This is a genomic window from Pyrodictium brockii (genome assembly GCF_055379715.1).
Map to the genome: position 1 here is coordinate 118,228 of NZ_AP042401.1, position 25,442 is coordinate 143,669.

A 25,442-nucleotide genomic window follows, 5' to 3' on the forward strand; every position below is an offset into this window, starting at 1 on the left:
CGGGGGTGGCCGCGGCTATTGCATGGGTAGACGCTCTCCTCGCCACCCGCTCCAGGCAGCCCGCCCGCAGGATAATCCCCTGCCTCGACGTCGCGGGGGGAAGGGTGGTCAAGGGGGTCAGGTTCCGGGGGCTCCGCGACGCCGGGGACCCCGTGGAACTAGCGGCCCGCTACGAGGAGGAGGGGGCGGACGAGCTGGTCTTCCTGGATATCAGCGCCACGCCTGAGCAGAGGGAGCCCCTCTACAGCCTCGTCCGCGACGTGGCCTCGGTGGTCTCGATACCCTTCACCGTGGGCGGTGGCGTCCGCGGCCTCAGGGACTTCGACCGTCTCCTCGGCAGCGGCGCAGACAAGGTCTCGGTAAACACGGCCGCGGTGAGGAACCCGGGGCTGGTGGCTGAGGCCGCCAGGGAGTACGGCAGCCAGGCGGTGGTGGTCGCTATCGACGCGAGGCGCACGGGGAGGACGAGGAGCGGCTGGGAGGTCTACGTCTCCGGGGGGAGGGCCGCGACCGGGCTCGACGCCGTCGAGTGGGCCCGGAGGGCCGCCGAGCTGGGGGCGGGGGAGATACTCCTCACCAGCATAGACAGGGACGGGACCAGGATGGGCTACGACATAGAGCTCACCAGGGCGGTGGTGGAGGCGGTGGACGTGCCGGTGATAGCCAGCGGGGGCGCCGGGGAGCCGAGGCACTTCCTCGAGGCGTTCACCCTGGCCGGGGCCGACGCGGCGCTGGCGGCCGGCGTCTTCCACTACGGGGTGCTCAGCATAGGGGAGGTTAAGAGGTACCTGGCCGAGAAGGGCGTGGAGGTGAGGCTCTAGGTGCCGCGCATCCTCTACGCGGAGTGGCCCCGGGGCCCGGGCGCCGAGGAGCTGGAGGAGCTCCTCGGGAGGAGCTACAGCCTCGAGGAGTACGTTGAGAGGGTTAGGCCGATAGTCGAGGACGTCCGGCGCCGCGGCTACGAGGCGGCGAGGGAGTACAGCGAGAGGTTCGACGGGGTGGGCCTCGAGGACCCGAGGCTGGGCAGGGAGGAGATGAGCCAGGCCCTGGACGCGCTCCCCTCCCGGGCGGTGGAGGCGCTGGAGAGGGCCGTCGAGGCCCTCCGCCGCTACCACTCCTCCACCCTCCCCCCGGAGGCCGGGGCGCCCGGCGCCCGGCTCCGCTGGCACCCCGTGGAGAGGGTAGGGGTCTACGCGCCCGGGGGGCTTCACCCCTACCCCTCCACCGTGGTCCACACCGTGGTCCCCGCCAGGGTCGCGGGCTGCCGCAGGGTGGTGGTGGCCTCCCCGCCCTGCAGGAGCGGCTGCGGGGGGAGCCCCGTCCACCCGGCTGTGCTGGCAGCCGCCTACCTGGCGGGGGCCGACGCGGTCTACGCGCTGGGCGGCGCCCAGGCGGTGGCGGCGCTGGCCTACGGCGCCGAGCCGGTGGAGAAGGTGGACATGGTGGTGGGGCCGGGGAGCCCCTACGTGCAGGCGGCGAAGCTCCTGGTATCCAGCGTGGTCGGCGTCGACATGATCGCGGGGCCCACGGAGCTAGCGGTGGTGGCAGACGAGTCCGCCGACCCGGTGCAGGTGGCGCTGGACATGCTTGCCGAGGCTGAGCACGGCCCCCTCAGCCTCTCGCTGCTGGCGACCCCCTCCCGGGGCCTGGCGGAGGAGGTTTACAGGATCCTGAGGAGGGAGGCGGCCGGGGAGATAGGGGGCCTGGCGGTGGCAGTCACCCCGGGGCTCGGGGAGGCGCTGGAGCTAGTCTCCAGGATGGCGCCGGAGCACCTGGTGGCCTACCTCCGGGACCCGGGGCCCTTGCTGGAGGCCCGGCCGCCCGCCGGGCTCGTCAGCCTCGGGGTCCCGCCGGCGCTGCTGGACTACGCCTACGGGCCCAGCCACGTCCTCCCCACCGGGGGCGCTGCAAGGTGGAGGGGCGGGCTCGGCGTCTACACTTTCCTGAGGCCCGTGGCCTACGCCGAGCCGGGGCTGGGCGAGGAGTACGCCGAGGCGGCGGCCGAGCTGGCGAGGCTGGAGGGCTTCACCAGGCACGCCAGGAGCATAGAGTACTACGCGGGGCGGCTGGAGAGGGGCGGGGGGAGGTGACGGGCTGCACCGGGTTCCTGGAGGAGCTCGACCGGGTAATAGCGGGGCGGGCCAGGGAGATGCCCGAGGGCAGCTACACCGCGAGGCTGCTCCGCGACCCACGGCTCGCGGCCAGGAAGCTCGGCGAGGAGGCCGCGGAGGCCATGGTGGAGGCGCTGGCCGGGCCGAGGGAGAGGCTGCTGGAGGAGGCCGCCGACCTCCTATACCACCTCATGGTCGTGCTCCGGCTCAGGGGGCTGAGCATCTGCGACGTGGTGGAGGAGCTGGAGGCGAGGGCCGGGTGGCGCCGAGGGTAGCGGTGGTGAGGTACGGGGTGGGCAACATCTACAGCATCGTCTCCGGCCTACGCCGCGCCGGCGCGGAGCCGGTGGTGGTGGAGTGCATCCGCAACCCCGGCGAGTGGGACGGCATCGTGCTCCCCGGGGTCGGCGCCTACCAGGCCGCCTCCGCCCGGCTCCACGACTGCGCCCGGGAGCTGGGGGAGGCGCTGCGCATGGGGGCCCAGCTGCTCGGCGTCTGCCTGGGCCTCCAGCTGGTCTTCACCGAGGGGAGGGAGGCGGGGGAGCAGGGCTTCGGGCTGGCCCTCCTCCCCGGCAAGGTGGAGCGGCTCGTGGCGGCCAAGCTCCCCCACATAGGCTGGAGCAGGGTCCACCGGGTTCCCGGGAGGGACTGCAGGCTCCTCGAGGGCGTGGAGGACGGCGAGTACTTCTACTACGTCCACAGCTACGCCTACACCCGGGTTGAGGAGCCCTGGGTCTGCGCAGCCAGCCGCTACGGCGAGACCCTGTACGCTGCCGTGGTGGAGGCGCCGCCGGTCTACGGTACCCAGTTCCACCCCGAGAGGAGCGGGAGGCAGGGCAGGAGGGTGCTGGAGAACTGGGTGAGGCTCCTCCGGAGGTGAGGAGGGATGGCTGAGGGCGAGGCCCCCAGGGGGAGGCTGGTACCCGTAGCCGTGGTGGACGCAGTGACCGGCGAGCCCCTCATGCTAGCCTACGCCAGCGAGGAGGCGCTGAGGCTCACAGCCGAGACGGGGCTGGCCCACTTCCACTCCAGGAGCAGGGGCAGCCTCTGGCTCAAGGGCTCCACCAGCGGCGGCGTCCTCGAGGTGCTGGAGGTCATCCTCGACTGCGACCGGGACGCGGCAGCCTACGTCGCCGCGCCGAGGAGGCACGTCTGCCACCTGGGGAGGAGGAGCTGCTTCCACAACCACCTGGCGGACCGGAGGGGGGAGATGCTCGAGAGGCTACTGGAGGAGACGAGGCCATACACGAGGATCGAGGGCGGCAGGGTGGCCCACCCCCTCGCCACCTGGAGGCCCCCGCCCAGCCCCCTCCTGGCAGCCCTGGCGGCAAGCCTCCTGGCCGAGAGGATACGCGCCAGGGCGGGGGCAGGGGTCACGGCGCTCCTCGCCCCCGAAGGGCCCAGCTCGCTCCTAGCACTCCTCGCGGCCCAGAGGCTGAAGGCAAGCCTCCACCTCGCCGCGGGCGGCAGGGTCCCCGAGTCCCTGGGGGAGCTGGACCGCGTCGCAGTCTACGCCCCCGACCCGGCCACAGCCCAGAAGCTGGCGGAGGAGGCGGAGAAGCGCTCGGCGACCCCCGCAGCCGTGACAGCCCTCCTCGCCCCCGAGGGCGAGGCCCCCGAGGGCGTCGACGTGCTCATAGAGGCCAGCCCCGGGCACCCGCCGGGGCTGAGGCTGCGGGCCCCCCCGGGCCTAGAGGGCGAGGGCTAGAAGGCGTAGAAGGGGACATTCTCCTGGGGCTGGGAGAGCCCAGCCCTCGCGTAGAGGTGCCTCCCACCCCGGTACAGCATGGAGATGAACAGCGGCTTGTAGCCCTGCCTCGGCGAGGCGAGCCCAGCCAGCCACCCGCCACGCTGGAGAACCAGGGACTTCACAACCTTACTGCTAGCAGGCGGAAGCACCACATCACGGGGAGCAACAAGCCGGAGACGAGCCACACCAGGCCAAACACACAGCCGGCAAACCCCCAGCCCGCAACCCCGGAGGGGCTGGGTTTATGGCCGTATTGGTAGTTTGGCTAGGTCCTCTGCTGCTATTGTCCTGGGGAATATTCTCCGGGCTTCGTCGAGTAGGGGGCGTGTTGTCCTGTAGCGGGCGCTGATGTGGGTTAGTATTAGTAGCTGTGCTCCCGCCTGCTTTGCTATTGTTGCTGCGTCCTTGGCTGTGCTGTGGCCTTTCTCGTGGGCTTCGCGGGCGTATTCGCTGGTGAAGGTGGAGTCGTGGATCAGTATTGTTGTGTGTTTGGCTGCCTTTATCGTTGCCTGGCTTGGCCTTGTGTCCCCGGTGTAAGTTATTGATGCTCTTGGCTTCTCCTCTACCACGTCTTCCGGGTATATTATCTTGGTGCCTATTCTTACTGGCTCGTCTCGCTGTAGTCTTGCTAGCTGGGGTCCTGGCTGTAGGCCTAGCTTCCGTGCTTTCTCGAGGTTTATTCTGGGTTTTCTCCTGGGCTCCTGGATCCTATATCCTAGGGCTGGCACGGTGTGGTCGGCTGGGAAGGTTTTTGCTTCTAGGCCGCTGGGGAGGTGGAGGGTCTGCCAGGGTGCCGGCTCGGCGATGTATATGGGGTAGCTTGGGAGCCAGTGGGTGAGCTTTGACGCTGCCTCGATCAGCTCCTTTAGGCCGGGTGGGCCTGCTACGAGGAGTGGCCTCCTGCGGCCCTGCATGGCCATTGTCTGGAGGAGGCCGGGGAGCCCGAGGACGTGGTCGCCGTGGAGGTGGGTGATCAGCACTGCCTCGACCTTTAGGGGGCTTAGGCCGGCCCTGGCCAGGGTGTGCTGGGTTCCCTCGCCGCAGTCGAGGAGGACTATGCTGCCGCGGTAGACGAGGGCTATGGAGGGGAGGCCGCGGTGCCTGGCTGCCAGGGCGGCGCCGGTGCCGAGGAAGACTAGGCCCAGCTCCATGGCGTCTCCCCTCTCCCTGGCCCCTCGGGGCCCCGGGTGGTATCAAAACCCCTCCCCTGGCCCCTGGGGGCTGGAGGACGCTTGGGATGCCTCTGCCGGGGCGCGAGGAGCTGGTTGAGGAGGCTCGGAGCGTGCTCGAGAGGGCCCTGCTGAGGATCCACGGCCGGGGCGAGGAGGAGCTGGTGCGGGAGGCTCTCGCGGACGCCCCGGAGGCCTACGCGGAGCTGCTCACCGGCTACCTTGAGGACCTGCGCCGGCTCTACCGCGAGGCCGGCGCGGGGGAGCCGGGGGAGGAGGAGCTGGCCGGGCACCTGGAGAGGCTCCGCGGCCTCCTCCGGGCGGCCCTCGACTGCCTGCTGCACCCCAGGCTGGTGGACGGCTTTCTCGCGGAGATCTCCAGCGCTGAGGGGAGGAGGCACGTGCTCATCCGCTGCCTCGGCTGGGAGAACCGCCACCTCCTCATCGAGGGCGGGAGGGACGAGGACATAGCCTACGCGCTGCTCCCCGTGGAGGACCCGGCGCGGCTCTACCGGGAGATGCTCGGCCGCGGGGAGTGAGCCCCCCGGGCGGGGAAAGCCTCTTCTACGTCATACATCACAAACCATATCGAGCGAGTTCATGCTGGAACCCCTGGAGGGGTCGACGCCGTGAGGTACACGACCCTGGCTCTGGCCGGCCTAGTCGCTTCGGCTGCCGCCCTCGCCCTGCTAGCCGGCTTCGCCACCACCCGGAGCCCGCTGAACAGCTTCTACGCGGTGGGCGGCGCCGAGGCGCCCAACGAGCCCGTGAAGATAACCGACAGCCTCATTCACAGCGTCTCCCCCGCCGCCGGCGCCCAGGGCAGCCAGGACATGGGCTACATAATAGTCTGGCGCGAGCCGAACGACGTCAACATCGTGAAGCTGGGGGTAACCCTGGCTAATGCCGAGCAGCTGAAGAACTACTTCGACTACTTCACCGTCATGATAGACCACTGCCGCCACAACAGCACCAAGGGCATGGTGAGCCTCGACAAGCCTAGCACCGTGGTGGTGCTGGACACCGACGACTTCGACGCCGACGGCAACCGGACATCATACCTATGCTTCACCGCCTACTACGAGGCCAAGGAGGGCATGCTGTTCGACAGCGTGCCCGTGGCGTTCAACTTCCAGGTGCTCAGCACCAGCTAAGGCTGGGCGGGGGCGGCCCTACAGCCCTCCCGGGTTTTCTCCTCGCTCCATCCCCGGTTCTCCACTCCATCACACGGCTCCTGGCCCCCGGGCTCCTCCGGGCCCTCTTTTTACCCCCTGGAGGAGCCCTGGGCAGCGCCCCCTGGGGCTGCTGGGTTGGCCCGGGCTAGGAGCCCTGGGAGGGAGGTGGTTAGGGGCTACGACCCCTCCAGGGTAAGGCTGGCTGTGCCGGCGAGCCACTCGGCGCTCCAGCTGCTCCGCGGCGCCAGGGACGAGGGTGTCGAGGCCATCCTCCTCGCCGCCAGGAGGTACTACGAGTCGATATACTCTAGGTTCCCGTGGCTCTACAGCCGCGTGGTGGTTGTGGACTCGTGGGGGGAGCTGCTGAGCGGCAGGGTTGTGGAGGAGCTTAGGGAGGCTAACGCCGTGCTTGTGCCCCACGCCAGCCTGATAGAGTACGTTGGCGCGGAGAGGCTGCTGGAGCTCGAGCTCCCCATGCTGGGGAACAGGTATCTGCTGGAGATAGAGGCTGACTGGGAGAGGAAGCTGGGGCTCCTGGAGGAGGCCGGGATTGAGACGCCGCGGAGGTTCCGGAGCCTCGGGGAGGCGGCCGAGGCCGGGGCGCCGGTTATAGTGAAACTCCCGGGCGCGAAGGGGGGCCGGGGCTACCGGCTGGTCTCGCCCCGGGAGGCCCGGGGGCTTGAGGGGGCGCTGCCCCAGGGGGCTGTGGTGCAGGAGTACGTGGTGGGGGTGAGGCTCTACAGCCACTTCTTCAACAGCCTTGTCCACGGGAGGGTGGAGCTGCTGGGCATGGATTTGAGGCTGGAGAGCAACGTGGATGGGCTCCAGCGGCTCCCGCCCCGGCTGGTCGAGGAGCTGGGCATAGAGCCCAGCTACACCGTGGTGGCCAACGTCCCGGTGGTGGCTAGGGAGAGCCTCCTGGCCAGGGTGCTGGACTACGGGGAGAGGTTCGCCAGGGCGGTTGAGAGGGAGACGGGCTACCCGCTCGTCGGCCCCTACAGCCTGGAGGGGGTGGTGACGGAGAGCCTGGAGTACAAGGTGTTCGAGTTCAGCGGCAGGATAGTGGCCGGCACTAACGTCTACACGGGGCTCCAGACGCCCTACGCCAGCCTCTACTGGAGCGAGCCCATGTACATGGGGAGGAGGGTGGCTAGGGAGCTGAGGGAGGCGGCTGCGAGGGGGATGCTGGAGCAGGTGGTCACCTAGCCGCCAGCGCCTCCGCTATCTCGCAGGGGGCGTCGGTTACGATTACGTCCACGCCCATTCCCGCGAGCCTCCTCGCCCCCCGGGGGTCGTTCACCGTCCAGGCGGCCACGGCGAGGCCGCGGCTATGCAGCTCGCCGACCAGGGTGCGGGAGAGGTGGCGGCGGAGCCACCTGGCCGTGTTGGCCCTATGCCCCATCACGATCAAGCCTGCCCTGTCTCCTCGCCAGCCCTCCCATGTGCCCCCGGGGCCCCGGGGATGGGGAGCAGCTCGACCCCGTGCCGGGCGGCGAGCCTGGCCATGCCCCGGTCCAGGGTCGCCAAGGGGAGGCCTAGGCGCCTGGCCACCGAGACCACTAGGAGGTCCTCGTAGCGCCGCGGGTCGCGGAGGGCGAACCACACGTCATCGAGCCTCACGGGCTCCACCCTGACGCCGCGGGCTAGGAGCCAGCCCACCCTGGAGCCAGCCGCGGCGGCGCCGAGGCGGCGGCGCAGGCTCCACACCAGCTCGTGGACGACGCTGCTCGGCACCACGGCCGCTATCCTCGAGGCCAGCAGGGCCGCCGGGCCGTGGTGGGGGTCCTCCTCCACTAGGAGGGCGTGCAGCACGCTGGTGTCGACCACGGCCTCGCGCTCCGGCCCCGTCCTCCCCGCCAACATCCCCCCAGGGGCCCTGTGGCGCGGCGCCGGTGTAGATTACGGTTACCCGCCGTAGGCTCTAGCCGCTGCAGCCGCCGCTAGAGGCGCCCCTGGCCAGCCAGCCTCCCCGCCGCCGCCTGCGCCAGGAGTATGGCTGAGAGGCTCATAGCCTCGAGGATGAGGGCCGCCAGGCAGGCCTCGTGGAACAGCCTCCCGGCCGAGAGGAGCTCGTAGACGAGCACTGTCATGCTCCAGGTGGCCGGCACCGACACCACTATGCTCGCGCCGAACTCCCCGAGGCTCGCGGCCGCCGCCAGCCCGGCTGCCATGGCGGCCACGGGGGCCGTGGCGGCGAGGATGTGGCGGAGGAGCCTGGCGCCCCGGAGCCCGAGGAGGAGCATGGTGTCGCCCACCTCCCGCTGGAGCCTCCCCCAGGCCTCGGCCAGCACCCTGCTGGCCAGGGGGAGCCCCGCAGCCGTGTGGGCCAGCACTATCAGGAGCCTGGAGGCGTTGGCCTCGCCGAGGAGCCGGGAGAGGGGCCGGAAATAGGCGAGGCTGGCCGAGACCCCGTAGGCGACGGGCGCCACCGCCACGAGGGAGAGCGCAGCCACGGCGAGCCTCCCGCCCGAGGCGGGGACCCCCAGAAGTAGGGAGAGAGCGGTGGCGGCGGCCGCGTAGGCGAGGCTGTTAGCCACCGCCCCCGCCAGCCCCGGGCCCGCGGCCGCGGCCTCCAGCAGCCTGCCGGGATCCGCCCCCGCGGCCTGCACGGCGAGGGCGGCCACCGGGGCGTAGAGGTAGGCGGTGACCAGCGCCGAGTAGGAGGCGGCGGCGAGCCTCCAGCCCCGGCTCAGGGGCAGCGAGCCCTCGCCCCGGGCGGCGAGCGGGCTGGAGGGGAGCCCCCGGGCGGCGCGCAGAAGGAGCATCGAGGCGGCGGCAGCGGCCCCCAGCTCCAGGAGGGCGAGGACGGGGACGAGGCCGGCCAGGCCGGGGAAGCCGCGGTAGACGACGTAGAGCCAGGCCTCGAGCGTGTAGTAGCGGTACGCCGCGCCCTCCACGAGGAGCGGCGCCGCGCTGGTGGCGGAGTAGAGGAAGGCTATCCCCCAGGCGTAGAGCGCGACCCTGGCGGTGAGGGGGAGGAGGACGCGCAGCCAGAGCCTGGCGCCCCGGAGCCCCAGCATCCGGGCGTGCTCCGCCACAGCGGCCTCGGTGGAGCCCGCCGCGGCCGCAGCCAGCGCGGCGGCGAGGCCTATGTTGAAGTAGCTGTGGAGCGCCAGCACCCCGGTCCAGCCCCTGGCCAGCGGCTCGAGCCAGGGGAGGAGCCTGGAGGCCAGCCCGCCCTCCCCGTAGAGGGCCCTCATCCCCGCGGCGACGGCCGCTACGGGGGACATGAAGGGGGCTAGGCTGGCGGCCACCGCGGCCCTGGCCGCCCTGGAGCCGTAGAAGCCGGCGAGGACACCGAGGGGCCAGCCCACTGCGACGGCCAGGGTGGCGCTCGCGGCCGCCTGGGCGAGGGTCCAGGCCAGCACCCGGGGCAGGCTGAAGGGAGGGGGCCAGCCCGGGGGCCAGAAAAGGGCGAGGGCCAGGGCTAGGGGGAGGGTGTAGAGCAGCGCCACCAGCCACGCCGCCGTGGCCAGGGCGCCGCCTAGCCTGCCGAGGCTCAGCCGCTCATGATCAGCAGCCAGTCGCGGAGCCACTCCTCAAGCTCCCCCGGCCCGGCCCTGAGCCCAGTGTTAGCCAAGGTGTCGACGCTGCCGAGCCCCATGGCGTAGCGGTAGAAGCCTGGCAGCCTGGCGTCGCCGCGGACGGGCATCATCCACTGGCTGGTGGGTATCCTGTCCTGCACCTCGTGGCTGAGCAGCCAGTCGACGAACCTCCTAGCCTCCTCGAGGGGCGCCCCCTTGATCACCGCCGCGCCCTCCACCTGGACCCAGCCCACCCTGGAGCCGTTGGCCACCAGCACGGTGGCCTCGATGCTGGGCTTCTCGCCGCGGCCCTTCCTGGCGTTGTACCAGGCGCTGTAGGCCGGGTCGGTGCCGTAGCTCACTACTATCGCCCTGGGGCTCCCCTCCCTGTAGAACTCGTCGTAGGCGTCGCCCCAGCTGGGGGCCACCATTACGCCGCGGCTCTTCAGCTGCTTCCAGAGCTGCTTCCAGTCCCTGCCCTCCATCCTGGAGACGGCTATGGTGTAGAGGAGGAAGTTGAGCCCCGTGCTGCTCTGCGTCGGGTCCTCCACTACCAGCCTCGGGGCCAGCTTCACCAGCTCGTCCAGCGTCACCCCGTCGCGGAGCATGGCCTTCTCGGTCTCGTTGAGCCTGGAGGGGTCGTAGACCAGTGCTATGAGCCCGTAGTCCACCGGGGTCGCGCAGCCCTCCGGGTCGAGGGCCCTGACTAGCTGGGCCGGCGCCTGGGGCGAGGCGTAGCACTCCACGAGCCCGCGTGCCTTGAGCTCCGAGAGCAGCAGCGGGTCAACGCCCACCACGACGTCGGCTGTCCTAGCGCCGACCCTCTTCTCGGCTATGACCTGGGCCACCATGGAGCGGGCGCCTTTGAACTTGCGGAGCACCACCTTTATCCCGGTCTCCCGGGTGAAGTTCTCCACGAGCTTGTCGAATAGCTTCGGGTCTTCTCCCCAGGCCATGAAGTCCTCGTAGACGTAGACCAGGAGCTCCCGCGCCGGCTTGGTGGTGGCTGTGCCAGCCGCGGTGGCCCAGGTGCCCGTGGCACCGGTGGCCACCGTCCTGGTCACAGTCCTGGTGACCGTTGCAGTGGTGGTGACGGTGACCGTCTTGGCGGCTGTGCCGGCCTCTCTGCTGGAGGCTGCGTAGTAGGCGGCCGCTATGATTGCTGCTACGAGCACTGCGCCGGCTATTAAGTAGAGGCTCCTAGAGGCCATCGCCGCGCCTCCCTCCGCCGGGTGCTCCACCGCTCCATCCGGGGCCGGGCGCCGTAGAGGAGGCTATTCAACGCTACCATAACCCGGGTATCGCTGTGTCGTGGCCGCCCGGGGGGCTAGCCCCTCCCCCGGAGTCGCTTCAGGTAGTCTACGAAGCCGTGGACCGAGAGTATGAGCATGAGGCGGCCGTAGGGGCTCCTGCCGAGCCTCTCGTAGAGCCTCCTGGTGTAGGCGTCGCGCCCGGCTATAGCCTGGAGCGTCTCCTCGGCCGTGAGCCCCTTCTCCAGCGCCTCCCGGGCCGCCTGCTCCCAGGCATCGAGCTGCCTCTCGTGCAGCTCGAGCACCTCCCCGGGCCCCACGCCTATGTGGGTTGGCGCAACCCTGCCAGGCCCCAGGGCCTTCATGCGGCGGAGGCTCTCCCGGTACATGTCCAGCCTGAGGGGCGGCGGCGTGGTGGGCGCCAGGCCCCCATCCAGGGGGTCGTACATGCCGGCGGAGTCGCCGGTGAAGAGGAGCTTCTCCTCGTCTCCCCCGGAGGCGGGCTCGAGCACCAGGCTCTGGTGATGGCTCGCGTGCCCCGGGGTGTGGAGCACCCGGAGCCTTGCCGCCCCCAGTGCTATCTCCTCGCCGTCCCCCGTCTCAGCCACCACGCCGGCGGGGGCCGGCTCGGGCTCGCCGTAGAGCAGGGCCAGCTCCCCGAGGGTCTTGCGCGCGGCCGGCCAGAGCCTGGAGGCCGGGTCGACCAGGTGGGGCGCGCCCCTGGGGTGGGCCCGGATCCTCGCCTCCAGGCCCCTCGCGTGGAGGAGCCTCGCCACCCGGGCGGCGCCGCCGGCGTGGTCCAGGTGGACGTGGGTAACTATCACCTCTACGCGCCTCCCCCTCGCGGCCCTGGCCGCCGCCTCCGCCACCGCCTCGGCGGTGGAGGCGGGGCCCGTGTCTATGACCGCCACCGCCGGGCCGCCGGCGTCGACTATGTAGGAGCGTATGTAGTCGACTCCGAAGCCCTCGGGTGTCGCATCCAGCACCTGGACGAGGGCGTAGCCCAGGTCTAGGGTCTCCAGCGGCTCCACGGCCCGGGACCCTCCCTAGGCGCTGCGTGGCCGGCCCCCTTAGGGCCTCCGGCGCGGCGGCTCCACGGCCCTCGTCACGCCTCTATATAAGGCTGCGCCGCGCCTCTACAGGACGGGCCCAGGGGGCGGCGGCGGTGGCTGTGCTCAGGGCTTCGAGGGAGTATACCTGGCTCCGGAGGCTGGGCGTCGAGGACCGTGACATCATCCGGGCGCTCCGGCTCGCCCGCCGCTCGACGCTGGTCAGCATAAACCGTGAGGCGGTCGTGGCTGTGCCCAGCCAGAGGCTAGGCCTGCTCCCCAGGGAGAGGCTGGTGAGCCACACCGACCTCCTCGAGCTGCTCCGGGGCGGCGGCCACAGGGTGACTGCTGCGAGGGTGGGCAGGCTGCCGGAGGAGCAGCAGCTCTACCTGGTCCGTGTCACTCCGAGCGGCGCCTCCTGCAGCTGCCCGGCGACTAGGCTGGCCGGGGACCCGCTCTGCATCCACAAGCTGGCCGCGGCTGTGCTCCTCTACCGGAGGGGCCGCCTCGACCTCCTCGGCTGGCTCCCCGGGGCGGTGGAGAGGAAAAAACGGTGGAGGCTCCTCCAGGCCGGGGGCGCCCGGGCCTAGAGCTCGAGCACCCTGGCCTCCATGGTCTCTGTGTCCAGTATGGCGGCCGTCCTCCTCCCGGTCAGGCAGCCGCAGGCCTCGCCGGGGTTCAGGACCAGGGTTGAGCCAACCCTCCTCACATCCACCTCGTGCGTGTGGCCGTAGAGGACGGCGTCGTAGCGGCCGCTGCGGGCCAGCGCCTCCACCAGCTCCCGGGTCTCCCCCGCGGGGCCCTTGCCGTGGACCATCACTATCCTCCTCCCCGCCAGCTCGACCACGTGGGGCCAGTCGTGTATCTCGTAGCCCAGGCTCTCAGCGGTCCTCAGCAGGCCCAGCCTCTCGCCGCAGTTGTTCCCGTAGACCGCTATCAGCCTCTTCACGCCCTCCCTGCTGAACCTGCGGAGCGTGAAGGGGGCCACTATGTCGCCCAGGTGGAGCACCAGCTCGGCTCCCTGCTCCAGGAGGAGCCGGGCCGCCTTGGCCACAGCCTCCTGGTCGTCATGCGTGTCGCTCACAACGCCGACTATCACGGGGCCCGCACCCCAGGCTGTACGGGGCCCGGGGGACCAGCGTCCTAAGGTATAACGCTGACCCAGGTGCCAGTGTCTACACGGGGTAGTATGCGGGCCGAGCTACTAGCGGCGGGGAATGGGGGCGAGGAGCCGAGGCTTGTGGAGCCGGGGCTGGATGAGAGGGACCGGAGGATACTCGAGCTGCTCCGGCGCCGCGGCCCCCTGGGGGTCAGCGAGGTGGCCCGGCTCCTCGGTGTGAGCAAGTCTGTTGCCTCCCGGAAGCTCCACAAGCTCCAGTCGATGGGGCTTGTGGAGAGGGCTGTGGTCGATGGGAGGGTCCTCTACCGCGCCGCGCGGATGGAGACGAGAACATGTAAAAACAGGGATTGACATGTTATCTGGTTACCTCTGGATGTAGTACAGTCAGGGTATAATACTCGGCGTGTAGCATCCGGGAGCCCGGGGCGCCGGGGAGTGGTGGACCCGGGCTTCTTCATCGACCGCGCCGGGGAGCTGGAGGCGCTGGAAAGGCTCTGGAGCCGGGGCGAGCCCGGGCTCGTAGTGGTCTACGGGAGAAGGCGGGTGGGGAAGACGAGGCTCATCCTCGAGTGGCTCCGCGGCAGGCCCCACGCCTACTTCCAGGCCGGGCTCTGGAGCAGCAGCCAGAACCTCGAGGAGCTGGCGCGGAGCCTCGAGGAGCAGCTGGGGCTCGGGGGGCTCTCGAGGCTCGGGTTCCGCAGCCTCCGCGACCTCCTCCAGCTCGCCTCCAGGCTCCTCGAGGGGAGGAGGGCCGCTATAGTGCTGGATGAGTTCACCTACTGGCTCCGCGTCTCCCCCTCCGTGGCCTCCGACCTCCAGTGGTTCGTGGACCACGTGCTCCCCGGGACCCGGCTGCTCCTAGTGATCTCCGGGAGCCTGGTCGGGCTGGTCGAGAGGGACCTGCTGGGCGGCGGCGCCCCCCTCTACGGGAGGGCTAGGCTCCGCCTCCGGCTGGGCGAGCTGCCGGCCTGGTGCCTCCCCTACTTCGCGCCACGCTACGGGGAGGAGGACCTGGTGAGGCTCTACGCGCTGCTGGGCGGCGTGCCCCAATACCTCCGGCTGATAGACGACTCCACCGCGCCCGTGGAGGCCTACCTCTCGCTCTTCGGCCCCGGGGGCGCCCTCTCGGACGAGCCCCTCTTCCTCCTCCGCGAGGAGTTCCGCGACCCCCACCCCTACCTGGCCCTCCTCCGCGCCCTGGCCCAGGGCGCCACGGGCGTCGGGGAGGCGGCCTCCAGGGCCGGGATGCCGGCCAGCCACGCCTCCCGTTACCTCCGCGTGCTCGCCGACCTCGGGCTGGTGGAGCGCGAGACGCCCCTCTTCAGCCGCCGGGGGCTCTACCGGGTCGGGGACAGGCTGCTGCGCTCCTGGCTCTACCTGGTGGAGCCCCTCTGGAGCGGCCTGGCCGAGGGCCTGCCCGGGGCCCGCCGCGAGGCGGTGCGGAGGGCCGAGCAGCTGGCCGCCGAGGCCTGGGAGAGGCTTGCCGCCGGCCACGCTGTCTCCAGGCTATCGAGGGAGCTGGGGCTCGAGCCCACGCTGGCCGGCAGGCTCCTCCACCGCGGCCTGGAGGTGGACCAGGTCGTAGTAGACGAGGAGTCCAGGAGGCTGCTGGCGGTGGAGGCTAAGTGGTCCCTGCTCTCGGGCGGGGAGGCCGCCCGGGTGGCGAGGGAGACCCTGGCGAGGCTCTACGCCGCCCTCCCCCGCCGCTACCACGGCTACCGGGCGGAGGTGGCCCTCTACCTCCGGGGGCTCCGGGGCCCTGAGCCGGTGGAGGCGGCCGCGGTGGTCACCCCGAGGGATATGCCGTGGCGGGACGGCTGCCCCCAGGCCGGGGGCTAGTGCCCCACCCTGGCGGCGTTTATCACGGTGTACTTGTGGGTGAGCAGCTCCTCAACGTCCAGCGCCACCCCGGTGGCGTCCACGTGGCTCCTCAGTATCTTGCCCAGCTCCTCGACCTCGTCGCCGCGGAGGTAGCGGTACTCTGCATGGGGGTAGCCCACGTGGAGCACGCCCCAGAGCTTCGCCAGCCTTTCGAACTTCTCCCCCAGGGCCTCCTGCAGCTCGTCCACGGTCTGGCTCTGGAGGGCGCGGCTCATCTGCTCCCTGGATATCTCGCCCCGCTCAGCCATAGCCCTTATGTAGCGCTCCACCTGGCTCCTCGGCGGCGCCTTGCCTATGTGGCTGAGGGGGACGCGGCCACGGATGTAGATCCTCCCGCCCACCATGCCGCTGGCTATGTAGCGGCCGGCCCTGCCGAGGACCACTATTGTGCCCCCCGCCATGAACTCGCCGAGGTAGTCGCCCACGTCGCCCCTAACCACTATCACCCCGCCCTTCATCTGGACCCCCAGCCTGTTGCCAGCGTCCCCCAGTACGTGGAGCTCCCCGCTCCTCATAGCCTGGCCGGCGGTGTCCCCGACGCTGCCATAGACTACCACCCGCGAGCCCTCCATGCTGTCGCCCAGGTCCTCCTGGGCGTCCCCGTAGATCCTGGCGTCAAGGCCCCGGACCAGGTTAAGGCTAGCATTGCCCACGATGCCCCACAGCTCGAGCCTCCCGGGGCCCAGCCCATTGGCCACGTAGCGGTGGCCGGCCAGGTTGTAGGCGGCCGCGTAGCCTGCCCGCTCGAGCATGGCTGCGAGGGCCTGGTTCAGCTCAACCCTGCTCATCCTGCTGGCGTCCACCGCCCAGGCGGGGGGCCTGGGCGGCTCGGGGAGCGGCTTCCCCCCGGCCAGCCCCCGCGCCTCCACCTCGCCGTCCGGGTAGACCACCACGTAGCCCCCGCCGCGCAGCATCCGGGGCCTGGCGGCCGGGTTCATCGCCTTGACCGCCGCCGCCTCGCTGGCCACGTAGACCCGGTCCTCGGTCACGGTCACGTAGAGGGGCCGGAGGTGGTGCTGGTCCACGAAGGCGCCGAAGACGGGGCCCCGGGCCTCACCGTGGATGTATATGACCGCGTGGGGCCCGTCGAGCCGGGCCCAGCGGGGCCCGCGGGCGCCCGAGAGCACCTCGGCCACGTCGGCGGCCGTGTAGCCGTCGCGGAACAGCATCTCTATCAGGTAGGCTATCACCTCGCTATCGTTGCCCGTGAACTTCTTCAGCCCAAGGCGGTACTGGACGAGCCTCCGGTTTGACCCGTAGCTGCTGAGGTCCCCGTTGTGCACTATCACCGTCTCGCCCATGGAGAAGGGGTGGGCGAGCCAGGGCTGGAACCCGGGGCTGTTGGTGGGGTAGCGGGTGTGTCCTATCCACGCCCTCGCCTCGCGGCCCCCGAGCCGGTAGGCGGAGGCCACCTCGCCCGGCCAGCCTATGCTCTTCCACACCTCCAGGTAGCGGGAGGCCTGGAGGACCCAGAGCCCCCCGAGGACCTCCGCCGGCGGATAGTCGGCCAGGAGCCACTCGTCCACCGCCACCCCGTGGCCGAGGTCCACCAGCCTCCTAGGGCCGGAGACGGCCAGGGGGCCTAGGAGCCTCTCCTCCGCCTCCTCGTCCACCCCCACGCGGGTGAAGACGCGGACGCGCACTAGGCCGCGGGGCTCGGGGCTGTAGGCAGCGTAGCCCGCGCCGTGCTCGGTGCCCCTCTCCCTCATAGCCTCCAGGGCCTCCACGACCAGCCTGGAGCTGACCGGCCTCTCGTCGAGGCTGGCCACGCCGGCTATGCCGCACACGCCTGCACCACCCCTCCGGGAGCGTGGCGTCCACCCTAGGCCCTCTCCCCGGGGCCCGGGGGGCGACACTACACCTTGGTGGGAGCCTAGGGGGCTGGATAGGCGCCGGGCAGTGTTATAAAGAGTGGGTCGTGGCGGCCCCGGGCTACTCGCCGGCCACCAGCACCCCGAGCCTCTCGGCCACGGCGCCGTCGAGGCTGCGGAGGAGCCACCGGTTGCCCTGCAGGCTCTGGTAGCTGGTCAGCCCGCCGGCGCCCATCAGCAGCTTAAGCTCCCAGGTCATGGCTATCAGCGTGTTCTCGTAGGCCTCCCTCCTCCTCTCTGAGGGCCAGCCCGAGAGCCTCCTCCGCAGCCAGCGCAGCGGCCTCCTCACAGACACCAGGTCAGCGCCCAGCGCCAGCAGCTTGTACACATCGGCGGCGCTCCTCAGGTCGCCGGCCGCGACGATGGCCACCCTCTCCCTCACACCCCGGCGCCAGGCCTCGTCGTCGAGCCTCACCACCCACTCCTCCAGCCAGGGCTTGGAGCGGCCGCCGCCACCCCTCAGCTCCTCGTCCACGATGACGAGGCTCGCGCCCGCGGGGGGCTCGGCGCCGGGCGGGACAGCCACAGCATGGGGGTGCTCCATCAGCCTACACTCGAGCGGGTAGCCGAGCGCCTCGGCCGCCTCGGCCAGGGGCTCCTCGAGGCAGGGCACTGCTATCGGGGCCTCGTAGACGCTGCCGCCGGGCAGCCTCACCCTGAGGTCTATCTCCTCCCGGTAGGGGTCCACACTCGGCCTCGTCACCTGGGCGGCCTCTATCCGGAGCAGGTCCAGCGGCCTCTCGGCAGGCGTCGTGTAGCCGGGCACGTAGCCGCCCATCCCCAGCACGGGGGTCTTAGCCTCCATGTAGACCTCGCGGGGCACCGGCTCCTCGCTGGGGTCGCCGTACCAGGCCACCTGCCCGGGCTCCGCCAGCTCCACGCCCAGCACCTTGGCTACGCGCTCGTCCGCGTTGTGGAGCTCGAGGAGGTCGCGGCGGCCCACGAGCTTCTGGAGGCTATCCTCGCCGAGCGCGTAGGTTATGAGCTTGAGGCTCCTCTCCACCGCCCTAAGCCAGGTAACCAGCCTGGCCGTTGCCCAGTCTATGTCGAGCTTCAGGGGGCTGTCTACCCTGTTGGTGAGCGCCGTGGGGCAGTTACCCGTGTTGCATATATGGCACATTATGCAGCCCACCGCCAGCAGAGCGGCGGTACCGATATTAGCCATGTTGGCTCCGAGCAGGATAAGCTTAGCTATATCCTCGCCGCTCGAAACCATGCCCCCACCTATCACCAGGAAGCCGTCCCTGAGCCCGTTCTCGCGGAGGAGCCTGTCAGCCACGGGCACGGCGTAGTCGACGGGCATCCCCACGTGGTCCCTCACTATCCTCGGCGTCGCCCCCGTGCCGGCGCCCGCGCCATCGATTATAATCCCCATGGCGGTCGCCCTGGCCGTGCCGAGGGCGACGAAGCCCACCTGGTTGGTCGCAGCTGTCTTCACCAGCACCGGGCGGCCCGTGAGCTCGCGGAGCATCTTCACCCTCTGCGCCAGGTCCTCGATGCTGTAGATGTCGTGGTGGGGCGCGGGGCTCAGCGCCTCGCTCCCCGGCGGGAGCTTGCGCAGCCTGGCGATGTCGCCTACCACCTTCTTGCCGGGCAGGTGGCCCCCGATCCCCGGCTTGGCCCCCTGGCCGATCTTGATGTTCACCGCGAGCCCCCGGCGGAGCATGTCACGGTCCACGCCGAAGCGGCCGCTCGCCCACTGGATCACTATGTTGCGGTGCTTCCCCACCTCGGGGTGGAGGCCGCCCTCCCCGACGCCCACCACGGCCCCGGCCAGGTCGGCTGCCCTGGCGAGCGCTATGTTGGGGTTGCCGGATAGGGCTCCGAAGCTCATGTCCCCGAGGTAGACTGGGACCCGGAGCCTGGCGCCGGCAAACTCGAGGCCCACGTCCACGTCCAGCCTGTCTATCCCCTCCGGGCCCAGCTTCCTGGCCAGCTCGTTGACCTCCCTGGGGCTGAGGCCCCGTATCCCCATCCTGTCCAGGAGCCTGCCCCGGGCCCGGGGCATGCTAACTACTGTCCTCTCCAAGCCCTTGGTGGCGGCGTACCTCACCGCCAGTATCCTGTCGCGGCTCCAGAACTCTGGGGTCCTGCCGCCGCCGACTGGCGGCTTATAGCTTGCCAGCAGCCTTACCTGCGCCACGATGCGGCCCCGGCGCCAGGGCCCACGCGAAGCCCACAGTTAAAGCTATCCGTTCCCCTGACAGCCGCCGGGGTGGAGGGACAGTATATAAGCCGCCCGGGGCCCTGGTATCCAGCCCCTAGAGGGCTGGAGGTAGGCAATAGCGTTGGACATCCTCGGGGCCTACCGGGCCGACACGGGGCTCCTCCTCCAGGACCTTCTCAGGTCTCTCCCCCTGGCAGCCTGGGTGCTCTTCAGCATCCACGGGCTCGCCCGCTGGAGCTACGAGCGGGCCCGCAGCCGCTGGGGCGAGGCGGTGGGCATCTACTTCGCCAGGAAGGTTATCCACATGGCGGCCGGCGGGCTGGTAGCCCTCCTGGTCCCCTTCGTGTTCCGCGAGCCCTGGGTGCCCTTCATCCTCGGCCTGCTGCTCGCCGCCTACGTCTACCTCCCCCACCGCACGGGGAGGCTGATGACCTGGTTCCAGGACCCCGGTAACATTAGCGAGGTCTACTACTGCATAAGCTGGGCTCTAGCCGTCCTCGTGGCCTGGCCCTTCGACGTCAGGATAGCGGTGCTCCCCCTATTCCTCATGAGCTTCGGCGACGGGGTCACCGGGATAATAAGGGGGATAAGGCAGCGCCGCCGGGTGAAGAGCTGGGACGGCACCCTCGGCTTCCTAGCGGTGGGCCTCCCCGCGGGCCTGGCCATGCTGGGCCCCGTGGGCGGCCTCGCCGCCGCCGCGGCCGCGCTGGCCGAGAAGTCCGGGCTCGTCGACGATAACATCAGCGTGCCCCTGGTGAGCCTGGCCATCCTGCTGGCGGCCTACCACGCCGGGCTGCTCCCGGCGCATGGCCCCGCCGTGGCATCATACATGGCTATGCATGGGCTCCACGCCTCTCCATAGATACGAATAAATACTGCACTTATAGGGTGTTACTTCTGAGGGAGCCTCCTGTGCAGATGGCCGACGCCTGCCACGGCGGGACCGGCCTGGACACGGAGGCAGTGATAGCAGGGAGGCTGGTGAGGCTCCCCAAGCACAGCCCGGTGATCGAGCTCTACGGCGCGGTCGAGGAGGCCGAGGCCCTCATAGCCAGGGCCAGGCTGCAGCTGGAGGCCCGCGACCCCGCCACCGCGGAGAGGCTCTACCTCCTCCAGCGCGCCATCCGCCTCCTCCCCGGCGTCCTGGCAGGCGCCGTGGACCCGGGGCAGCCCCTGCGGCTCATAGAGGAGGCCGCCCGGGGCCTCGAGCGGCCCGGCGGCTGGAGCCTCACTGGCTGCAGCCCCGAGGACCCCGACATAGTGCTCGCCATGGCCAGGCTCCGGGCCGGCGACAGGCTGATCGCCCGGGCCCACGAGGAGGGGGAGGTGCCCCGGGAGCTGGCCAGCCGCATCTCCATGCTGCTGGAGGCGGCTAGCTACATGCTCTACGCCATCCACTGGAGCCTCTGCAGCCGTGCCCCTCAGGGAAGGAGGCTCATAGCCCGGAGGACTGCGGAGCTGGCCCAGTAGCCCCGCGGCGGGGCCTGGGACCCAGGCCTGGGCCCCCAGGGGGCTCCAGCTCCACCCTCCCGGCCCGGGCCCGGTACCTGGGCGGGTTCTCCACCGGGTTCTCCCTGAGGAAGAGGGGCGAGTCGAGGTCCACGTACCTGGTCGCGGCGCTCGCTAGGGCCGGGTGGAGCGCCTGGGCGATGCCCAGCCCGGTCTCCACCATGCACCCCCACATGGCCTCCAGCCCGTGGGCCTCTAGGAGCGAGGCCGCCCGGGCCGCCTGGAGCGGGCCGCCCACCTTGGCCACCTTTATGTTGACCACGTCCGCGGCCCTCATCGAGGCAACCCTGGCTATCTCCTCGAGGCTCCTGGCTGACTCGTCGGCCGCCACCGGGGTCTCCACGGCCCTCCTGACCTCGGCCAGCCCCTCCAGGGCCCCGGCGGGCACGGGCTGCTCGACGAGCTCGAGCGCGGTCCCCAGGCTCCTCTCCAGCCTCCGGATAACCCGGACAGCCTGCTTGGGGCTCCAGGCCTGGTTGGCGTCGACCCTTACCACCGCCCTGCCCCCGGACGCCTCGTAGACCGTCTCGGCGAGGAGCACATCGTCCTCAAGCCTGCCTGTGCCGAGCTTCACCTTGAGCACGCGGAAGCCCTGGACCCGGGGCAGGGGAAACGGGGCGTCTCCCGGGGGCTGGGAGCGGGATCCGACAAGGTACTCGACGGCCTCTATGAAGGCCTCCCGGAGCCTGCCCCTCCCCCTCCGGATCTCCTCCAGCGCCTCGCCCCCGGGGAGGGAGACGGTGTAGTCCGTCTCCAGGCCCGAGCGGAGCCTGCCCCCGAGGAGCGTGTAGAGCGGCACGCCGAGAGCCCTGGACGCGGCGTCCAGCACCGCGGCCTCGAGGGCGGCGCGGGCGGAGGAGAAGCCCGGGGCCCCGGCGTGGACCCTGCGGAGCGCCTCCCCCAGCTCGTCGGGGAGCCTAAGGCCCCGGAGCCTCTCCCCAGCCTCCCTGGCGTAGGCCTCGACCGCCTCGAGGCTCTCCCACGTCACCCTGGGCGCGGGCGCGGCCTCCCCGTAGCCTGTGGTGCCGTCGTCCAGCGCGACGGCCACGGCGATGTTCTCCAGCTCCGCGTGGGCGGCGTAGGAGATGCGGAAGACCCCGCGCAGCCCCGCGCGGATCCTCCAGGCCTCCACCCTCTCTATGCGCGGCAAGCCCGCGGCCCCGGGCAGCCCACCGGGCGCCCGCTGGGTTCAAAAAGAGGATGGGCGGAGCCTCCCCTGAGAACCCGCGCAGCCAGGCCCCTGCAGGGTGCCGCGCCGTGCCCATGGTGTACCACGAGGGTAGGAGGAGGGCGGCTGTCTACGCCCCCGGCGCCTACGGCAGGGAGGAGGGGAAGACGGGCCACGACCTGGTAATATTCGACGGGGGCCTCCTATGGAACCTTGTGGCCGTGGTTGACCCATTCAACGCCGGCCGCGACGCCGGCGAGGTGCTGGGGCTCGGGAGGAAAGGCATACCGGTGGTGAGGAGCCTCCGCGAGGCCATCGAGGCCGGCGCGGAGGCGATCATCCTGGGCGCCGCGCCGGTGGGCGGGAGGCTGCCCGGGGAGTGGAGGAGGGACATCCGCGACGCCCTGGAGGCGGGGCTCGACGTCTACAGCGGGCTCCACACCTTCCTCTCCGACGACCCGGAGCTGCGGGAGGCAGCGGAGAGGGGAGGGGCCAGGATTGTTGACGTCCGCAAGCCCGACCCCCGGTACTTCCGGGTCTGGGACGGCAGGGTGCTGGGCACGGAGATGAAGCGCGTCCTCGTAGCCGGGACGGACTGCGAGGCCGGGAAGAATATTGCGACCTACACGCTCTACCGGGCCCTAGAGGAAAGGGGGGCCAGCGCCTGCATGATAGGGACGGGGCAGACCATGCTCCTCCTAGGCGCCCGGGGCCTGGTCATGGACGCGGTGCCGAGCGACTTCGTGGCCGGGGCCCTGGAGCAGGTGATAGTGGAGGAGTATGAGAGGGGCTGCAAGATAGCGGTTATAGAGGGCCAGGCGGCGGTGACCCACGAGGCCTATGGCCACGTCTCCCTCGGCATCCTGCGCGGCGCCTCGCCGACCCACATAGTGGTGGCCCACGTCCCCGGCCGCCGCTGGAGGGCTGCGTTCAGCCACGCCTGGAAGCCCCTCCGCGTCCCGGAGCCCGGCGAGGAGCTGGCGCTCCTCCGGGCCCTCAACCCCTACCCCGACGCCGTGCTGGCCGGGATAACGCTGAACACCAGCGCCTACAGCCCCGAGGAGGCAAAGAGGATAGAGGAGGAGTACACGAGGACCTATATGGCGCCGGCCGTGGACCCGCTCCGCACGGAGGTGGACTCGATAGCCGAGAGGATACTCCGGGGCTAGCCCCTGGCGGCGCGGGCCAGGCCCAGCTCCTCCTCAGCCCTCCTCAGCGCCTCCTCGATGCTGGTATAGGGCCTGACTATTATCACCCGCAGCCCGTGCTTCTCCATGAACTCCCTGCCGCCGGGCCCCAGCGCGGTCGCGACTATAGCGTTGCAGCCCCTGTTCAGCTCGAGTATCTTGGCCCTCTTACCCCCGTGGCCCTTCCCCCCGTGCTCCCCGTGCTCCTCGGAGCCGTGGCCGCGGCTGGCGTAGGGGTTCTCAACCCTCCTCTCCAGCCTCCAGCCCTCGCTGCCGCAGCGGACGTAGTGGAGGTAGTAGCGGGCATCCCCGAAGTGGCCTAGCTTGACCCTCTCCCCGTCATCCGTCGCCACTGATACGCAGACGCACCCCACGATACCACCCCGTACAGTGCCTCCCGGGGGCCAGGCCCTCTTATCCTGGCCCCTGGGGGCTACCCTGGGGGCCCTAGGGCGGCTCCAGAGGCCTGCACTCCACGCCGAGCAGCTCCTCGAGGTTCCGGTAGAGCATCGCCTCTAGCTCGCCGCGCCCCCGGCCCCTCCGCAGTGCAGCCGCCACGAGCCGGGCGGCGCTCCTGGCCGGAGTGTCCTCCTCCACCACCGGGTAGTCGCTGGCGTGCAGTATCTTCCCGGCCGGGAGGCTCGAGACTACTATCTCGAGGACATCCAGGGGCACGGCGCTCGTGTCGAGGTAGACGTTGGGGTAGCGGCGGGCCAGCTTCACCGCCTCCTCGGTGAACACGCCGGGCGCGGCCGCGCTGTAGCCGCCCGCGTGGGCTATTATCACCGGCACGTCCCGGTGCGTGGCTATGGCCCTCTCGAGCCGCTCCGGGTTGCCGAGGCTGCAGAAGGCGGGCAGCTCCCAGAGGCCGGGGTCGCAGCCCGCGTGGACGAGGACGGGCACGGCCTTCTCCTCGGCGGCCTCGAACACCTCCTCGACCTCCTTCGAGTCCGGCCACACCATGTGCATCGTCGTGATCAGCTTGAGCCCCCGGTAGCCCTCCCCGAGCCTCCTCCGGGCGGCCTCATACACCTCCCCGGGGCCCCGGCTCGGCTCCGGGTCGGCGTAGAACACGAGCCTCGCCCCGCTGGGGCTCTCGCGGGGCTCCACGGGGCCGAAGCGCGAGAGGAAGATGAGGGTCTCGGCCAGCAGCCGGTCCGGGGTCTCGTAGTGCTCCAGCAGCCAGGGCGCGAGCCTCCTCAGCACGGGCTCCGCCGCCCTCCAGGCCCTGGCTAGCACGCGCTGGCTCCTCGCCGCCACAAGCTCGGCAGGGGGCCGGATCTCCATGACCTGGGCCAGGGAGACGCGGTAGCCGGCCAGCTCCAGCGCCAGCTCCCAGGGGCTGCGGTTATCAACCAGGTGGACATGGGCGTCGGCTATGCACGGCACCTCCTCGATGAGCTGCAGAGCCTTCTCTAGAAGGGGCAGGGCCCACACCTCACGGCGGGGTCGAAGAGGCCCCAGGGGGCTGCCGGCACCCCTTCCACCGGGGAGCCTTAAAAAGAGGGGATGCGGGTGGGGCCCCCAGGGGATCCTACTCGGCCACCGGGCCTATGGCCTGCTCGCCCACCCAGCGGTTGATCTCCTCCACGTAGTGGTCGACCATCTTCTGGATCTGCTCTATCTCCTCGTCGGTCAGGTGGCGGAACCTGCCCTGGAGCTTGAGGTACTCCCTGACCGGCTTCCTCTTGGGCACCTTTACCGTTACCCTGGGCTTCCCGTTCACTATCTCGAGCTGCACCCACATGCCGGTGAGGACTGCCAGCCGCGCTACATGGATGCTGTGCTCGTTCCTTATCCTCCAGCCAGGGGTGCAGGGCGAGAGCACGTGTACAAGGCTCGGGCCCCGGGTCTCGTAGGCCTTCCGGAACTTCTCCATCATGTCGGTCGGGTAGGCGGGGTTTGCGGTGGCTATGTAGGGTATCCTGTGGGCCAGCGCTATTCCTATTATGTCCTTCTTCGGGTGGGGCTCGCCCCTCATCCTCTTCCCAACCGGGGTCGTGGTGGTCCAGGCGCCGAATGGCGTGGCGCTGCTCCTCTGTATGCCGGTGTTCATGTAGGCCTCGTTGTCGTAGACCACGTACATGACGTCGTGGCCCCTCTCCATCATGCCGCTGAGGCTCTGCAGCCCTATGTCAAAGGTGCCGCCGTCACCTGCTATCGCCACCACCTTTATCCTCCTGTTGGGGTCCAGCACGCCCTTCCTCTGCAGCGCCTTAATCGCCGCCTCGACGCCGCTCGCCGCGGCGCCGGTGTTCTCGAAGGCTAGGTGGAGCCAGGGGTTCCTCCACGCGGTCCTGGGGAACAGGGTGGTGGTTACCTCGACGCAGCCAGTGCCCATCACCACTATTGCGTCCTTACCCGCTACCTTCATCAGCATCCTCATTATGAGGGCCGCGGCGCAGCCCTGGCACATGCTGTGGCCGGGGGCGAACTGCTCCTCGCGGGGTATGTCCCAGACTGTGCGTATGGGCTTAGCTATGGCCATCGAATCCCACCCCTCTAGACGGG

The 25,442-nt window shown here is 70.5% G+C and carries 28 protein-coding genes; 14 read left to right on the forward strand and 14 right to left on the reverse strand.

Features of this window, described 5'->3' with window-relative positions; genetic code table 11:
• The first annotated feature begins 5 nt into the window (after positions 1–5).
• The 5 genes from hisF to ACZ42Y_RS00715 are packed head-to-tail and all read left to right on the forward strand — an operon-like array spanning position 6 to position 3,819.
• Positions 6–821 carry an imidazole glycerol phosphate synthase subunit HisF gene (gene hisF / locus ACZ42Y_RS00695; RefSeq protein WP_464735520.1) on the forward strand — a complete coding sequence of 272 codons (816 nt, stop codon included), beginning with the start codon at positions 6–8 and terminating at the stop codon, positions 819–821.
• Complete coding sequence (gene hisD / locus ACZ42Y_RS00700; protein WP_058370248.1) at positions 822–2,090, forward strand: histidinol dehydrogenase; 1,269 nt, start codon at positions 822–824, stop codon at positions 2,088–2,090.
• Positions 2,087–2,386 carry a phosphoribosyl-ATP diphosphatase gene (gene hisE, locus ACZ42Y_RS00705; RefSeq protein WP_201783070.1) on the forward strand — a complete coding sequence of 100 codons (300 nt, stop codon included), beginning with the start codon at positions 2,087–2,089 and terminating at the stop codon, positions 2,384–2,386. Before hisD ends, hisE begins: the two co-directional genes overlap by 4 nt.
• A complete protein-coding gene (hisH, locus tag ACZ42Y_RS00710; RefSeq protein ID WP_058370247.1) occupies positions 2,371–2,991 on the forward strand; it encodes an imidazole glycerol phosphate synthase subunit HisH in 621 nt (206 codons plus the stop codon). Before hisE ends, hisH begins: the two co-directional genes overlap by 16 nt.
• 6 nt (positions 2,992–2,997) lie before the next feature.
• Positions 2,998–3,819, forward strand: a complete 822-nt coding sequence (locus tag ACZ42Y_RS00715; RefSeq protein WP_464735521.1) for a phosphoribosyl-AMP cyclohydrolase — start codon at positions 2,998–3,000, stop codon at positions 3,817–3,819.
• Here the strand turns inward: ACZ42Y_RS00715 and ACZ42Y_RS00720 are convergent.
• Both ACZ42Y_RS00720 and rnz read right to left on the reverse strand, forming a co-directional pair.
• On the reverse strand, positions 3,816–4,046 hold the full coding sequence (locus tag ACZ42Y_RS00720; protein ID WP_269082798.1) for a hypothetical protein: 231 nt from the start codon (positions 4,044–4,046) through the stop codon (positions 3,816–3,818). The genes ACZ42Y_RS00715 and ACZ42Y_RS00720 overlap by 4 nt on opposite strands.
• A gap of 57 nt (positions 4,047–4,103) precedes the next feature.
• The gene (rnz, locus tag ACZ42Y_RS00725) at positions 4,104–5,012 is read right to left on the reverse strand and encodes a ribonuclease Z (RefSeq protein WP_058370246.1); all 909 of its coding nucleotides are present in this window, start codon (positions 5,010–5,012) and stop codon (positions 4,104–4,106) included.
• An 86-nt stretch (positions 5,013–5,098) separates the two neighbouring features.
• On the opposite strand from rnz, the gene ACZ42Y_RS00730 reads away from it, so the two are divergent.
• The 3 genes from ACZ42Y_RS00730 (at position 5,099) to ACZ42Y_RS00740 (ending at position 7,411) form a co-directional block, all read left to right on the forward strand.
• Entirely contained in the window at positions 5,099–5,569 is a 471-nt protein-coding gene (locus ACZ42Y_RS00730; RefSeq protein ID WP_058370245.1) for a hypothetical protein, read from the forward strand.
• Positions 5,570–5,659: 90 nt separating this feature from the next.
• Entirely contained in the window at positions 5,660–6,184 is a 525-nt protein-coding gene (locus ACZ42Y_RS00735; RefSeq protein ID WP_058370244.1) for a hypothetical protein, read from the forward strand.
• Between the two features lie 156 nt (positions 6,185–6,340).
• Entirely contained in the window at positions 6,341–7,411 is a 1,071-nt protein-coding gene (locus tag ACZ42Y_RS00740; RefSeq protein ID WP_058370243.1) for a formate--phosphoribosylaminoimidazolecarboxamide ligase, read from the forward strand.
• Here ACZ42Y_RS00740 and ACZ42Y_RS00745 read toward each other — a convergent pair.
• The 5 genes from ACZ42Y_RS00745 to ACZ42Y_RS00765 form a co-directional block, all read right to left on the reverse strand.
• Positions 7,404–7,607 (reverse strand): glycerophosphodiester phosphodiesterase family protein, encoded by a 204-nt coding sequence (locus ACZ42Y_RS00745; protein WP_464735799.1) that lies wholly within the window; start codon positions 7,605–7,607, stop codon positions 7,404–7,406. The two genes, ACZ42Y_RS00740 and ACZ42Y_RS00745, sit on opposite strands and share 8 nt — an antisense overlap.
• A gap of 5 nt (positions 7,608–7,612) precedes the next feature.
• Positions 7,613–8,065: a PIN domain-containing protein gene (locus ACZ42Y_RS00750; RefSeq protein WP_058370242.1), complete on the reverse strand. Its 453-nt coding sequence runs from the start codon at positions 8,063–8,065 to the stop codon at positions 7,613–7,615.
• 80 nt (positions 8,066–8,145) lie between these two features.
• On the reverse strand, positions 8,146–9,741 hold the full coding sequence (locus ACZ42Y_RS00755) for an ABC transporter permease family protein (protein WP_058370241.1): 1,596 nt from the start codon (positions 9,739–9,741) through the stop codon (positions 8,146–8,148).
• Positions 9,705–10,970, reverse strand: coding sequence for a thiamine ABC transporter substrate-binding protein (locus tag ACZ42Y_RS00760; RefSeq protein WP_168371203.1), 1,266 nt, complete (start codon positions 10,968–10,970; stop codon positions 9,705–9,707). Before ACZ42Y_RS00760 ends, ACZ42Y_RS00755 begins: the two co-directional genes overlap by 37 nt.
• Positions 10,971–11,056: 86 nt before the next feature.
• Positions 11,057–12,010 carry an MBL fold metallo-hydrolase gene (locus ACZ42Y_RS00765; protein WP_058370239.1) on the reverse strand — a complete coding sequence of 318 codons (954 nt, stop codon included), beginning with the start codon at positions 12,008–12,010 and terminating at the stop codon, positions 11,057–11,059.
• A gap of 134 nt (positions 12,011–12,144) precedes the next feature.
• On the opposite strand from ACZ42Y_RS00765, the gene ACZ42Y_RS00770 reads away from it, so the two are divergent.
• Positions 12,145–12,618: an SWIM zinc finger family protein gene (locus ACZ42Y_RS00770; protein WP_058370238.1), complete on the forward strand. Its 474-nt coding sequence runs from the start codon at positions 12,145–12,147 to the stop codon at positions 12,616–12,618.
• Here ACZ42Y_RS00770 and ACZ42Y_RS00775 read toward each other — a convergent pair.
• Complete coding sequence (locus ACZ42Y_RS00775; RefSeq protein WP_058370237.1) at positions 12,615–13,127, reverse strand: metallophosphoesterase; 513 nt, start codon at positions 13,125–13,127, stop codon at positions 12,615–12,617. The genes ACZ42Y_RS00770 and ACZ42Y_RS00775 overlap by 4 nt on opposite strands.
• Before the next feature lie 90 nt (positions 13,128–13,217).
• Here ACZ42Y_RS00775 and ACZ42Y_RS00780 point away from each other — a divergent pair, with 90 nt between their 5' ends.
• Together ACZ42Y_RS00780 and ACZ42Y_RS00785 are read left to right on the forward strand one after the other, a co-directional pair.
• Positions 13,218–13,499: a winged helix-turn-helix domain-containing protein gene (locus ACZ42Y_RS00780; protein ID WP_058370236.1), complete on the forward strand. Its 282-nt coding sequence runs from the start codon at positions 13,218–13,220 to the stop codon at positions 13,497–13,499.
• Between the two features lie 84 nt (positions 13,500–13,583).
• The gene (locus tag ACZ42Y_RS00785; RefSeq protein ID WP_058370235.1) at positions 13,584–14,987 is read left to right on the forward strand and encodes an ATP-binding protein; all 1,404 of its coding nucleotides are present in this window, start codon (positions 13,584–13,586) and stop codon (positions 14,985–14,987) included.
• On the opposite strand, the gene ACZ42Y_RS00790 is transcribed toward ACZ42Y_RS00785, so the two are convergent.
• Positions 14,984–16,816: a GltB/FmdC/FwdC-like GXGXG domain-containing protein gene (locus ACZ42Y_RS00790; protein ID WP_058370234.1), complete on the reverse strand. Its 1,833-nt coding sequence runs from the start codon at positions 16,814–16,816 to the stop codon at positions 14,984–14,986. The genes ACZ42Y_RS00785 and ACZ42Y_RS00790 overlap by 4 nt on opposite strands.
• Before the next feature lie 145 nt (positions 16,817–16,961).
• Positions 16,962–19,043 (reverse strand): FMN-binding glutamate synthase family protein, encoded by a 2,082-nt coding sequence (locus tag ACZ42Y_RS00795; protein ID WP_201783069.1) that lies wholly within the window; start codon positions 19,041–19,043, stop codon positions 16,962–16,964.
• 145 nt (positions 19,044–19,188) lie between these two features.
• Here ACZ42Y_RS00795 and ACZ42Y_RS00800 point away from each other — a divergent pair, with 145 nt between their 5' ends.
• Together ACZ42Y_RS00800 and ACZ42Y_RS00805 are read left to right on the forward strand one after the other, a co-directional pair.
• A complete protein-coding gene (locus ACZ42Y_RS00800; protein ID WP_058370232.1) occupies positions 19,189–19,929 on the forward strand; it encodes a diacylglycerol/polyprenol kinase family protein in 741 nt (246 codons plus the stop codon).
• A 56-nt stretch (positions 19,930–19,985) separates the two neighbouring features.
• On the forward strand, positions 19,986–20,537 hold the full coding sequence (locus tag ACZ42Y_RS00805; RefSeq protein ID WP_464735800.1) for a hypothetical protein: 552 nt from the start codon (positions 19,986–19,988) through the stop codon (positions 20,535–20,537).
• On the opposite strand, the gene ACZ42Y_RS00810 is transcribed toward ACZ42Y_RS00805, so the two are convergent.
• Positions 20,503–21,726 carry a mandelate racemase/muconate lactonizing enzyme family protein gene (locus ACZ42Y_RS00810; RefSeq protein WP_058370230.1) on the reverse strand — a complete coding sequence of 408 codons (1,224 nt, stop codon included), beginning with the start codon at positions 21,724–21,726 and terminating at the stop codon, positions 20,503–20,505. The two genes, ACZ42Y_RS00805 and ACZ42Y_RS00810, sit on opposite strands and share 35 nt — an antisense overlap.
• A 113-nt stretch (positions 21,727–21,839) precedes the next feature.
• On the opposite strand from ACZ42Y_RS00810, the gene ACZ42Y_RS00815 reads away from it, so the two are divergent.
• Positions 21,840–22,913 carry a DUF1611 domain-containing protein gene (locus ACZ42Y_RS00815; protein ID WP_070807862.1) on the forward strand — a complete coding sequence of 358 codons (1,074 nt, stop codon included), beginning with the start codon at positions 21,840–21,842 and terminating at the stop codon, positions 22,911–22,913.
• On the opposite strand, the gene ACZ42Y_RS00820 is transcribed toward ACZ42Y_RS00815, so the two are convergent.
• The 3 genes from ACZ42Y_RS00820 to porB all read right to left on the reverse strand — a co-directional run bounded on the left by ACZ42Y_RS00820 (position 22,910) and on the right by porB (position 25,419).
• Positions 22,910–23,305 (reverse strand): NifB/NifX family molybdenum-iron cluster-binding protein, encoded by a 396-nt coding sequence (locus tag ACZ42Y_RS00820; protein WP_168371202.1) that lies wholly within the window; start codon positions 23,303–23,305, stop codon positions 22,910–22,912. The genes ACZ42Y_RS00815 and ACZ42Y_RS00820 overlap by 4 nt on opposite strands.
• A 73-nt stretch (positions 23,306–23,378) precedes the next feature.
• A complete protein-coding gene (locus ACZ42Y_RS00825) occupies positions 23,379–24,368 on the reverse strand; it encodes an amidohydrolase family protein (RefSeq protein WP_058370227.1) in 990 nt (329 codons plus the stop codon).
• Between the two features lie 97 nt (positions 24,369–24,465).
• Positions 24,466–25,419: a pyruvate synthase subunit PorB gene (gene porB, locus ACZ42Y_RS00830; RefSeq protein ID WP_058370226.1), complete on the reverse strand. Its 954-nt coding sequence runs from the start codon at positions 25,417–25,419 to the stop codon at positions 24,466–24,468.
• Positions 25,420–25,442 lie beyond the last annotated feature (23 nt).

Coding starts and splice junctions, on each gene's coding strand:
- ACZ42Y_RS00715 (WP_464735521.1), top strand. CDS start 2,998: ATGGCTGAGGGCGAGGCCCCCAGGGGGAGGCTGGTACCCGTAGCCGTG.
- rnz (WP_058370246.1), bottom strand. CDS start 5,012: ATGGAGCTGGGCCTAGTCTTCCTCGGCACCGGCGCCGCCCTGGCAGCC.
- ACZ42Y_RS00730 (WP_058370245.1), top strand. CDS start 5,099: ATGCCTCTGCCGGGGCGCGAGGAGCTGGTTGAGGAGGCTCGGAGCGTG.
- ACZ42Y_RS00745 (WP_464735799.1), bottom strand. CDS start 7,607: ATGGGGCATAGGGCCAACACGGCCAGGTGGCTCCGCCGCCACCTCTCC.
- ACZ42Y_RS00780 (WP_058370236.1), top strand. CDS start 13,218: ATGCGGGCCGAGCTACTAGCGGCGGGGAATGGGGGCGAGGAGCCGAGG.
- ACZ42Y_RS00805 (WP_464735800.1), top strand. CDS start 19,986: ATGGCCGACGCCTGCCACGGCGGGACCGGCCTGGACACGGAGGCAGTG.
- ACZ42Y_RS00815 (WP_070807862.1), top strand. CDS start 21,840: ATGGTGTACCACGAGGGTAGGAGGAGGGCGGCTGTCTACGCCCCCGGC.
- porB (WP_058370226.1), bottom strand. CDS start 25,419: ATGGCCATAGCTAAGCCCATACGCACAGTCTGGGACATACCCCGCGAG.